The organism is Halococcus thailandensis JCM 13552 (genome assembly GCF_000336715.1).
Taxonomy (GTDB): domain Archaea; phylum Halobacteriota; class Halobacteria; order Halobacteriales; family Halococcaceae; genus Halococcus; species Halococcus thailandensis.
On record NZ_AOMF01000180.1, the window covers coordinates 1 to 11,604 of the forward strand.

General features: G+C 57.2%; 8 protein-coding genes. All 8 read right to left on the reverse strand.

All coding sequences use genetic code 11. The features are described from left to right. Nucleotides 1-75: 75 nt before the first annotated feature. The gene (locus C451_RS19155; protein ID WP_007743274.1) at nt 76-1,263 is read right to left on the reverse strand and encodes a hypothetical protein; all 1,188 of its coding nucleotides are present in this window, start codon (nt 1,261-1,263) and stop codon (nt 76-78) included. Between the two features lie 45 nt (nt 1,264-1,308). Next, nucleotides 1,309-2,199, reverse strand: a complete 891-nt coding sequence (locus C451_RS19160) for a hypothetical protein (protein ID WP_007743275.1) — start codon at nt 2,197-2,199, stop codon at nt 1,309-1,311. Nucleotides 2,200-2,290: 91 nt separating this feature from the next. After that, on the reverse strand, nt 2,291-2,698 hold the full coding sequence (locus tag C451_RS22190; RefSeq protein ID WP_152420504.1) for a hypothetical protein: 408 nt from the start codon (nt 2,696-2,698) through the stop codon (nt 2,291-2,293). Nucleotides 2,699-3,277: 579 nt separating this feature from the next. Continuing rightward, nucleotides 3,278-6,586 (reverse strand): VWA domain-containing protein, encoded by a 3,309-nt coding sequence (locus tag C451_RS19170; RefSeq protein ID WP_007743277.1) that lies wholly within the window; start codon nt 6,584-6,586, stop codon nt 3,278-3,280. 83 nt (nt 6,587-6,669) lie between these two features. Further along, nucleotides 6,670-7,134, reverse strand: coding sequence for a hypothetical protein (locus C451_RS19175; protein ID WP_152420505.1), 465 nt, complete (start codon nt 7,132-7,134; stop codon nt 6,670-6,672). 651 nt (nt 7,135-7,785) lie between these two features. Then, a complete protein-coding gene (locus tag C451_RS23885; protein WP_449271513.1) occupies nt 7,786-8,472 on the reverse strand; it encodes a transposase in 687 nt (228 codons plus the stop codon). Between the two features lie 561 nt (nt 8,473-9,033). Continuing rightward, the gene (locus C451_RS19185; RefSeq protein WP_152420507.1) at nt 9,034-9,819 is read right to left on the reverse strand and encodes a hypothetical protein; all 786 of its coding nucleotides are present in this window, start codon (nt 9,817-9,819) and stop codon (nt 9,034-9,036) included. Between the two features lie 141 nt (nt 9,820-9,960). Next, complete coding sequence (locus tag C451_RS19190; RefSeq protein WP_080503569.1) at nt 9,961-11,505, reverse strand: AAA family ATPase; 1,545 nt, start codon at nt 11,503-11,505, stop codon at nt 9,961-9,963. Between the last annotated feature and the right edge of the window lie 99 nt (nt 11,506-11,604).

An 11,604-nucleotide genomic window follows, 5' to 3' on the forward strand; every position in this document is an offset into this window, starting at 1 on the left:
ACCGGATCAACTGACGTCGATACTCGGAGGAGAGCAACCAGAATCACGTGCAGAGGCATCTACGAGAGGACCGCGCTAAACACGTACTGTTGAAGTAGGCGTATCAGTTGGTGTTGCGGTTTCGGCTGATGTTTGAATTGACGTAGTAGATGTCGATTGTGACATCCCCGCTGCCGTTGAAGTAGTGGTTGCAGTACCGGTTTCAGCTGTGTTTTCCGTTGGTGTAGCTGTTCCTTCTCCTTCTGCTTCAGTCGTTTCAGTAGTTGTCGGCGACTCTGTGGCTCTCTCGGTATTCGTCTCGGCTTCTGTAGCGGTCGTAGTTTCTGTCTCTGCTCCTTCGGTAGTGGCCTCACTCTTTCCGGTTGTTGTGGACGGATCTGACGCTCCCACAGAAGATGTAGATGTATTGGTCGGCAGATCGACAGTCAGATTCTGGGATTCGTTTGGCCTGATCGTCTGGGTATCGGCATCGACGAACTCCTGGAGATGCTCTGTTTCAGGACTCCAGACCGGTTCGGGTTTCGTGTAGCTCACCAGCGAGAGTTCGACCGGCCCGCATCCTTCGGCGAGACTGACGGCCACCGTGGCAGTATCATTTTCAGCATCGACGGAAATCGGCGTGCTTTCGACGCATCTTGCGAGCGTCTCGTTCGTGGTGAACTCACCGTCAGACGACCGATAGAGCGGCGTTTCGTTGCTGCCGTGTGCGAACCGAATTAGTTGGTCGTTCGTATAGGTACCGTTGGGACCACGAAGGTTCTCAATCGGCTCACCCTTGACGAAATCGATCTGATAGTGGGTTGCGTTTGGATCTCTATCGATCGTCTCGTCGCTGTCGGATGAGTTGTTAGCTTGGGGGGTTGATTGGTTCTCCGCGCTTTGGTTCGTGAGCTGGTCTTGAATCTGCGTCTCGACAGTCTCTGAGTTTGAGTGCCCTCGTGTTACGAGCGACACTGTTGCGACGTTGCCGCTGATGTTTTCGATTCGAATGGATCTGACAGCCACCTTCCGATCATCGTACATCCTCGAAAGAGCCTGCTTGAGCTGACTTTCATTCATCTCGCCGGAGACCGTGACCTTGGCGGTAATGATCCCGTTTGAGCGATTGACTACCTCTACGTTTTCGACATTCATTTCAGATGCTTCGGCTTGGACAGCGTTTGTGGCATCACCTGAAGAAGGGCTTCCGAGGAAAACCCCACCTCCGATGATCGATGTGACCAGAACAAATGCGATCCCGATCACAGTATAGTTACGTTCCATCAATTCAACTCACTTTGACCTTTGACAAAAACCCAACGGTCCACCTCACTCTTCTCGAGGAGGCCGTGGCGTGTGCTGAGCAGCGATCGTCGGACTAACGAACCGTCGCGATCGTTGGGGGACATCGACGCCATCATCGGCTGGCAGCACGTATCCATCTTCGTTCGCGAGGCGTATCGTCGCTGCGAGTTCGTGTTTGCACATCACTCGCGACGGGCGCTTCTGTTTGTACGGGCAAGCACAGACCAATCCATCCGACCACGGGATCAGTGAGTACTGACTCCCGCTGTTGTATTCGCCAGCGATCAGTGGTGCTGGGAGCAATATTCCGTACTCAGAAGGCGATGCGCAGTCGTCGAGATCGCCCTCGTGAACGACATATTCCTCGTCGAGACCATGTTCGCTTGCGTACGCACCAGTGGATGTCCCATCGGCTACGATCACGAGCCCGATCCACGTGTTGACATCGTGGAACGTCCCTCCGGCATCGTAGGGATATAGACTCTCGACAGTATCGAGAACCTGGTCGAGGTTTCTCGGGATGTGCTCGGTATACCATTCGAACCGGCGGTGTTGGATATCCTGCAACTCCACGAAGTACGGTGCGAGCTCGTTGCGCAGGAATGCAGGTGCATCTGCAAATTCCTCCCCATCTGGCAGCGACGGGTAGTAGCGCTGTTCGGCCTGATAGATATCGGTGAGCGTCCGATCGGCATACCGGCGCGGACGCGGCTGGTGCGACCCGTGGAGTGGATGTGGCGTTAGAGGACCCCCATCGATGAAATCGATACGTAACCGGTGCTCGACTGGTTCGATCTCGGGCGGATCGGTTTCGACATCGTGAGCGTAGTTGGGATGCGATACGGGGAGCGCACCGGATGGGAGATCAAGCGATGGCAGTCTCTCGTCTGTCGGTTGGATCTGTTGTGAAGACATGGGTATATAGTCGAAGACGAGCAGTTGTTGGTTGCTGTCTCGTTTCTCCGGACTGGAAAAACAGGTGAGTAGGTTCTTCGAATGAAGGATGTCAATCAAGCGCGCACACCCACTTTGAACGCCGCCACTGATCACCGTTGGCGACTTCACCACGTCCATCGCGATTGGTCCAGCCACTCCCGTCTGCCCAGACCAACTCTTCGAGTTCGAAGCCAGCAGCTTCGTAGCAAGTCCCATCGTTGCCTCCGACACCTGCGAAGGCAACCAGCCGATCGTAGCCGTGGTCGCGAGCCCAGTCTCTCACGCGGGCGATGAACCACGACGAGGTATTCTGCGGCCGTACTGGATGGCAGGCCAGCCGAGAGATGACGATTTCCGAGCTCGGATCGACGTGTGGTGAAGCCGGCGTCGAAAGGATCAACACGGCGATCGTTTCGCTGTGGTAGGTGGCCTCGAATGCGGCTTTCCAGACGTGGACGCCACCAAGCGTATGATCCACGAGTCCATCTGGACCACCTTCCAGAAACTCGTTCATCCGGGCACGTGAGCCAGCTCCTGAGACTTGGCTGACGGTGAGCGCTGCACACGATGGCGGCGTTGGAACGGCTGATCGGTCGCGTACGTCTTCCCACTGCCGCCACGTTGAGCCTGATCCATCGATTCCTCGTGGTGTCTGGCGTTGCCATGTCCGATCTGACGATTCAAGCGTTGTGAGAACGCCTTTCGCGCTATATCGCTCACCGGCGTCGAATTCGAGCCACACGTTCCCGTTCCCATCGACGTCGATCTCACGAAGTTTGAGACGGCGATATTCTGCCAACCGATCTCCGGGCCGCGAGGCGACTTCGCGTCGTTGGTAGAGACAGTCTCGTTCGTGGATAGCGATATTGCGGTGGGTTTCGGGATCGACTGCGTGAGCGGCATCGCGTCCGGAATCGTTCCGGTGGACATCGAGATTCCAGGACGCCCACGGAGGTGTTTCGAGGACCAGTTCTGTTCCATCAACGAAAGCCAGTGTGTTGGACATGGAAATCGTCTCACTCCACACAGAAAGAAAAACCGCAGCCCGGCTACAGGATCATAGTCCGTCGAACATCACGGCAAACTGATCAAGCCGGTTGGCAAGCTGGCTCGGCTCGTGGATGTACACGTGGCGGTCGTAGAACCGTTCGTTCTGACTGACTCTCTCGGGTACACTTCCCGAGGGTTGATCGAGAACCAGCGTGAGCCCACAGACGGGTGCGTACGATTGGGCGAGCTCGTCGTGATAGGCGTCTGCATCGCCCGGCTTGCCGTCGGTGACGACAAGCACAAGCGGACTGTTGCGCCGCTGTTCGAGGAGTTCGCGACCGAGACCGAGTGCGTCGGCAAGCGGTGTGTTGCCACCATACTGCTTGGAGAGCAAGCTTTCACGGACATGCTCGCACTCGACGCTGAACGGTTTGACTAGTCGCGCCTCGTCTTGCGTGAAATCGATCACGCCAACGCTTATGCCGATATCCTCACACGCGAGCGCGAACCGCACGAGCGCGTCTTCAGCGGTATCGATATGCTGGCGCATCGACGCGCTGCGATCGAGGATCATCACGAGGTCGTACTGCTTGTCGTCACCGGGTTGGCGCACGCTGAACGCACCCACATCACCGCGAGCGAGCNCGCTGCGATCGAGGATCATCACGAGGTCGTACTGCTTGTCGTCACCGGGTTGGCGCACGCTGAACGCACCCACATCACCGCGAGCGAGCGCACCCGCACGTTGCCGGTCGAACGTTCCGCTGGTGACGCCGGATCGATCTGCATCCCGGCGACTCTCTTTCAGTGCCTTTCGGAGCGCGTCTGCAACGAACTCCGCGTCGGCAGCGGCGTCTCCCCACCGATCGGCTGTCTCGGCGGTGTTCGTCCCCTCTGTGTCCGGCATGATGGCGAGTCCCGATAGCGATCCCGGTGTGGCCCCACCGCCGTCCTGCTCGTCAAGCGCATCGAGCGCACCGGCAACGTCTTCGAGCTCGTGTTCGAGTGCGGTCTCATCGGGCGTTGCACGCTCGGCTTCATCGTGTGCCGCCTCGTGGTCGGTATCGAGTGCTCCCTCGCGATCAAGGTTCTCTTTGCCGTCTGCGTAAGTTGGGATTGGTGCCGGTGGCTGCTCGTTTGCATTGGAAGCACTCTCGTTCGACGTGCCCTCACGCTCTTCGTCACCATCATTACCTGTGGTGTCGCTGCTGTCCGTATCCGCTGTCCGACCGTCCTCTGCGGCCGTATCCTCATGACTGAGGCTCTCGTCCTCGGTGCTGCCACTTTCGGCAGGTCCCTCGTCGCCGACGCTCTCACTGTCGTTCCCACTACCGGTGTTCGATCCGCCATTAGTGCTGCTCTCATCACCGCCGTCGGTAGTGTCGTTTCCAGAATTCCCTCCGGTGTCGCTTTCGTCCGATTCTGACTCCGACTCTGGTTCATTAGCGTCACCAGCGTCCGTGGATGGGCCATCACGCTCTGCATCGGATTCGTTGACAGGCGATTCGTCGCTGCCATCGCTATCCGAAGCGGATGCTCCGCTCTCAGTCTGGGAACTCGATGTGGAGAAGCTCCCGAGCGAGCTCTGACTCGTGTCGTTGCTGGTTCCCCACGGATTTCCGGTGGGCTGGGACTGAGACTGAGATTGGGACTGAGATTGTGACCCTGATGTTTGCCCTTCGAATTCATCCTCACTGCCCTGTTCATTACTCTCACCAGCTACGTCAGTGGTCTCGTCAGGGTTTGCGCCAGAATCATCGTTCTGGAAAGACTGTCCATCGTCGCCTCCGGGCGTCTCCTCGCTGTTGCCTGCGTCTGTGCCGCTATCCGGCGTAGGGTCAGTATCGCCACCCTCGTCTGAACCGGTGTCGGTGTCCGACCCACCAACTGTATCGGCGTTTTCACGATCATTGTCCTCACTACCAGCATCGCCCGCTGTATCGGCGGTACTCTCGTTTTCACGATTCCTTTCTGTGGCCTGATGGTCGTCATGTGATTCACTCGGTGATTGAGATTCTGACTCTTCTTCACCTCCACCGTCTCCGGTTGATCCGGCTTCGTCTTCGCCGTCGTGATCGGGCTGGCGAAGCGCGTCAGCGTCTTCGTCGCCACCAATATCTGGATAGTCGAGTACATCCGCTCCTGGATGGGACTGGCGCTGGTCAGTGTTGATCGCATCCGGGTCCGGCTGATCACCCGCCTCCGAACGACCCGACCCCTCGCTTTTATCTGCCTCACCCATCTCATCTGGTGTGACACCCTCGTCAGGCCTATTGCTGTCAGGATCGTCTCCCGACCGATTGTTGTCCGGAGTGCTTTCGCCGGTCTGACCGGCTTCACCTTCCGCCGACGACCGATCTGTATCTGCATTCTCGTCAGTGGGTTTCTCGGTTTCACCGTCAGCTGATGACCCACTACTACTGTCACTGCTACTGGCGTCGGCACTGGACTCGCCGGTGGCTCCATCAGGATCTGGCTGGCTGGATTCCTGTTGGTTCTGTTGGGACGGATCAAGCAGCGGTTTGACGACGTTCTCCCACCAGTCGAGGATGTGTTCGATGCGCTCGACAGAGTTGGGCGTACTGAGGACCGTCGCGACGAGTTCGTTAATGCTGTCGGCGACCTGCTCGTATGCCTGTCGGTCGGCGTCACCAGCGAACACGACCCGATCGTCGTCGGGATCGCAGAGAGCATCACGAACACCCGTGTCGTAGATGCCTTCGTCGTACAGCGCTGTCTCGATGGCGTCCCGAAAGGTGAACGCACAGGATTCTCCGGTCTGATACTCCTCAGTGTGGGTGCTGATGCTGCGCCTGACGAGCTCGATCCGGTCGGCTGCGATCTGGCTCTGATCGACCCTGAGTTGGTTTTCGATGGCGGCATCTTCACAGGCGTTCCAGAGGCCGTGGACGAACTCCTGATGGGCTTCGTCCACGCGGTCTTCGAGGCGTGCTGCGGCGTCTGCGATGGCCGTATAGCGGATGTGGCCCAGTTCGTGGAGTGCAGAGCCGAACTGTTGTGCTCGATCAGCCGTCAACTGGTCGTCGATCGGGAGATTGTCGACGGTCGCTGGGTGTGTCGAGATGAGAACGAGATAGTCGGCGTCAACTGATTCGACGAGTTGCCGAGCTTCGTCGTCGGAAAATTCGGCGTTGTCTGAGTCGGTCAGCGCTTCTTCGCTCGTCGGGATGACACACGCAGTCGGAACGTGTGGCGTGAGTCGGACGGCGATATCTTCGCCAGTATGCGCACGGATGTATTCGGTGAGTCGGCGCTCGCGATCTGCACACGAGCGAACCGTCTCGGCCGGTGGAGTGAGCGCATCACTGGCAGCACTCGCGCTATCCGACTGGGTGGAAGAGTGTGAGGATGACATAGCCGGTCACGCCTCTGCCGTGAAGAAATATCGCTGGAATCAGCCTATTCTAACCCGATTGGAGGTGTTTGGCGTAGCTGTGTTCAGGAACTATATTTGCTGGCGAGTTGTTCGAGACGATCCTGAAAGGCTCCGTCACCGTTGACCTCCCCATCGGGAGTAATCTCGTAGCTCTGGCCGAGTTTCTCGGCGACAACCACACTCCCATCGACTTCGGAACGGACACCGTTGTCACGCAGAAATTCCGAGAGCTGCTCCAATTCGTGTTCTAGTTCCTGCTCTTGCTGTTGCAGCTCTTGGTCTTGCCCGTCGGCGGTGTCCTCCGCCTCCGCCGTTCCCGCATCCTGATCGGTAGCTGTTGCATCTACAGATTCAGATTCGGATTCGTCGTCAGTGCCGTTGCTGTCGATGTCATCGAGATCTTCGAGAGCCTCGAAATCGTCGGTCTCAGGATCGCCACGCCGAAGCCGAGGAGCAGGGAACGAGTAGTGTTTGATACCGACATCATTCAGATCCTCCAGCGGGATCGGTGAATCCGGATCGACCATCTCTGGCTGTTCGTCGAGAATTTCGTTTCGAAATGCAACGACGATGATCGACGCGTCGGCCGGATATTCGGGATTGTCTTCGGCGACTGTCNATCTCTGGCTGTTCGTCGAGAATTTCGTTTCGAAATGCAACGACGATGATCGACGCGTCGGCCGGATATTCGGGATTGTCTTCGGCGACTGTCGTGTTGGTGTATGCTTTCCATTCGTCGGCCGTTGTTGGTGGCGTATTCACGACGACTGCCGGGTCGGAGTGGTCGGTGTCACGATCGAGCACTATATCGCCAATACCGATATCATCGCTCTCAAAAACCGTCTCTGATGTGTTTTGATTGCTCATATCGAAAGAAATCCAGTCCCGGCAAAGTAACTGTTTCGCTGGCGAACACTACTCGGAAAGACAATTTGCGCAGGAAGGGGTGTCACTTGGACTGCAGCGAATTGCGAGCAAGACGAAACTCGGCTTGGCAAGATCGTTTGACTCAGCGAACTGTGGCTAAAATCCCCAGAGACTCTGTATTCGTTTCACCATAGCTGGATCTACGAACTAACATCCAATAAAAACCATATTGATCGTTTGCTGGAGTATATATTTTGGCAGCTGGAACAAACGAAATCGCGAAAGAAGTCCATGAGAACTCACGCACCAGTTCATGTAGTTGCTCCCGTCGTTCCGCTCGCGGGAGCGACGGGGCAACCCTGTCGTTGATTTCGAGCAACGTTTCCACGAGGTACGCTTCTTTGGCGTGATCGAGGCGGACGCTCAGTCCGCCNCACTAACTGGACGTAGCGCTCGATTGCCTGTTTTCGCTCTAGCTGGTACTGCTTGAAGCCAAACTTCGCGTTCGATTCCTCGTGGACCGTCTCAATGTTCCACCTGTGTTCGACGCGTTCGAGGATCTCGGCCGCTGACCGGCCGAGATCCGTACTCAAGTAGTGCCGAATCGTGTCCTCGGTCTGGCTTGCGACGACCTTTACTGGACCAACGCCTTCGATTTCGACGACCTCGCTCGCGACGTCGTAGGTTTTCTCCTTCCCACGAACGGTGATCGTTGTCGATTCATACTCCAGCGTCGACGCGAAGGCGTCGACGCGTTGGGTCCAGACGACACCCTGTGGCGAGACGTGTTTGTCGGATTTCAGCCGACAGACGACATCATGGCCCTGATTTTGGATCGTAGCGACTCTTTCGTCACCGTAGTACGCGGCGTCGAAAACAACTGTGAGAGCCGCTCCAGCCGGCAGCTGGAGCGGCGTCACGATCTCTTCGACGGCGATCTCGGTCTTTTTCTTGAACGGTTCGTCGAAATCCGGTGCGAGATCCTCTGGAACGTACATCCGCGCGAGATACGGAACGTAGACGTCGCCGATCTGGAGGCAAGACGTGACGATCTTGTTGCCTAGTTCGGTCTCAGCAGCGACGGGATTGTACAACCGGGCGACGCCATCGGTGGCGTCGCCGGNAGTTCGGTCTCAGCAGCGACGGGATTGTACAACCGGGCGACGCCATCGGTGGCGTCGCCGGTTTTCGGAGCGAACGTATCGTCGATGTGAAGGAGTACGTCGTCACCAGCACCGACCTGAAGTTGGTCAAAGACGTACTCAGCGTGGAGCTGAGCGAGATCGGTGGCCGACCAGTCGGCACCACCGAAGAAGTAGTCGTAGGCTCTGCGGGATTTCGCGTCCGCGTCGGGACGCGAAATCCCTCGGGAGAGTCCACTCACNTCACGAGGTGCTTGAACGAATCGACGTTGCGGCTGTCGGAGAATGCTGACTCAAACGTCGAGAAAGCTTGTTCGAACCACGGCGGAAGATGAGTAACACCGAGCACGGGACGAAGACATCAGGACTACACCGGCAACCGCCGTTCGGTCTCATGACCTACTGCTCGCTGACCAGTCAGCGAGCGTAATGTAGAGTTGCCAAGCCGAGAAGACGAAAGAACAGGAAAAAGCCAGCGCCAATGATCGTCGCGAGTCCGGCGAGCAGACCGAAGCCCGGACCGCTTTCACTGCTGGTTTCAGCTGGTGTTTGGGGTTGACCATCATCGGCCGCTGTCTCAGATTCGGCAACTGAAACACTGAATGCGTATGCACCGGATGTGTTGGCTTCGTTTCGGATGAACACGTAGTAGTCGCCTGCGGAAGTGGCTTGACCGGCCAGCGAGAGTTGCTCACCTGGTGCGATATACGTGCTATCGAGGAGACCACCGCTACTGTCGTAGAGAAATCCGCTCATGTTCGTCCGATTGCCTGCGACAAGACGAACGGTGATATGTCCGCTCGATTCGAGCGAGAACACATGCCAATCTTGATCACCAATTGGGAGCGTCTCGTTGGCAGCTCGATCAGTACCGACTGGTGCTGCGTTTTTCCATTCGTCGTTTGTGTCTGGTGCCGGCGTCGGTGAACGAGCGGCCGTCTCGATACTCGTTGTCGTCCCGTTCGTCGTCTGCGTATTCTGCCCACCTGTAGTCGTGGTCGTATTCGCCGTCGCGTTTGGCGTTTGCTGGGCACTCCCCATACCGATGAATCCAATGGACCCAGCGACTATCATCAATACGACGACATAGATAAGCCACCGACTCGGTACTGAGATAGCCATGTGTTTCTCACGAGTTGAAAGCTTGTCAATCATAATCAAGGCGGGTGAGATGGCCGTGTTCGCAGGCGAACCATATTTCATCGCTTGCTACTCTCCATACCGAACCGGTTGCTGTGGCACCACAATCTCGACAATATCGGTCTCCGATATCAAGACGCTTCGCCCTGTACATCCCCCGGACCATTCGTTCCGCGTGCTCTTGATCTTGACATCCCACCATCGCTAGACATCCTCGATTTTCTCGTGGGTATCGGCTGGATTCTGATGGGGTTCGGCGGCTGCCTTCGTGACGTGCTTGAGCGCGCCACGAACGCTCGCACCCTCGTCGATCCAGTCGATAGCGTGTTCGAGCTTTCGTGTTGAGACCGTCGGCCATGTGTCGTTGTTGCGAGTTGCACCAGCGAACTCGACCATCCGCTTGATGTCGTCACGCTTGACGCGGAGTCGATCACCATTCGCCATCTGGTCGAGCAACGCGATTTCATCGTCGTCATCGAGATAATCGAAGTAGATGGTCTGGAACCGGTCGCGGGTCGCGGCATTGAACGGCTCGCTGTCGCGATATTCCCGCGTCGGCGGATTCATCGTGATGACGACTCGCGCTGCTGGATGGGGGACGATCTCCTCGCCGGACTCCTTCACCGTGAGCACGTTCTGATTCAGAATCTTCTGAAGTGCCATCATCACGCCCGCCGGAACGACGTTGCCTTCGTTGATGACGATGGTGCCGCCGTGCTTCATTAATTTGGTGACGACGCCATCACGGAACACGACGACGCGATTTTCGTTGACTGTCGAGACACCCAGCATGTCCTGAGCGAGCATCGACGAGTCGGCGTCAACGCTTACCAGCACGCGATTGGTCTTGTAGTGGAGATATCGTAACAGATAGTTCTTCCCACAGCCGTGCGGGCCGACCAGCCGGAGTCCCATGTTGCCGCGAGCGAGCTTCTGGGCAGTAGCCTCAAGCGTATTCAATCCGATATGGCCGATGTCTGTCGTCTTCGGTGGGATTGGTTCACCATCATGCTGGGGGAACTCGTTCGCTCGCACCAGATTTGGATGGCCGGTATCTTCGAGAACGAGCAACCCCTTGTAGTGGGTCTCGTCTGAGGAAACAGTCGGATCGAGGGCAAGCGGATCGCCGACATCTTGAGAGACTTCCAGAATGTCTTGGACGACTGCGTGCTGGCCGTCGTACTCGTCGAGGTGGTTCTGATAGCGTTCGAGCGCCTCGGACGCGAGCATCTTCTCGGTCGGAATGTGCTGACCGGCTTGATCGATGACGATCTGGGCCTTGCTCTGTGTCATCGTCGGGATGTCGGTCAGATCATTTGGCGTGGCCGCGTGGAGCGCGCCATATGAGTCGAAACCAGCGCCGTGCAGCGATTCAGCCATGTTCTCGCCCACGGTATCGAGTTGCGTGAAGTCCGCCGGCTCGTCGTCACTCTGGATATCGAGACCAGCAATGCTGCCAAGCTTGTCCGGTGGCGACCCGACAGGTTCGACGTCGGTGATGCGCTGGGCAGTGTCGTCCCCACGCTCGATCTGGTAGATGCCGTCTTCTGCCCCGTCTTCGGTGAGATTCTGGACTGCTTCGGCGTCGATATCGAAGTAATCGGTCGCACGGAGATGAAGCGTTTCGACGGGAAGATCGCCACCCATCTCATGGATGAGGTGTTTGGCGAGGTGGCTGAGAAGGCGCTGCTCGTCGGATGATGCATCTGTGTTTGTTTCGGCGTCGCCCGTGGCTGTGACTGATGACATGGTTATTGTGAACTAGCTGATTCCTTGGAGGCTGTTTGACTGTACTCCGTCACCACCTCTCGGGAAGAAAAACCATGCAGGCTACTCGCTATTGGGACC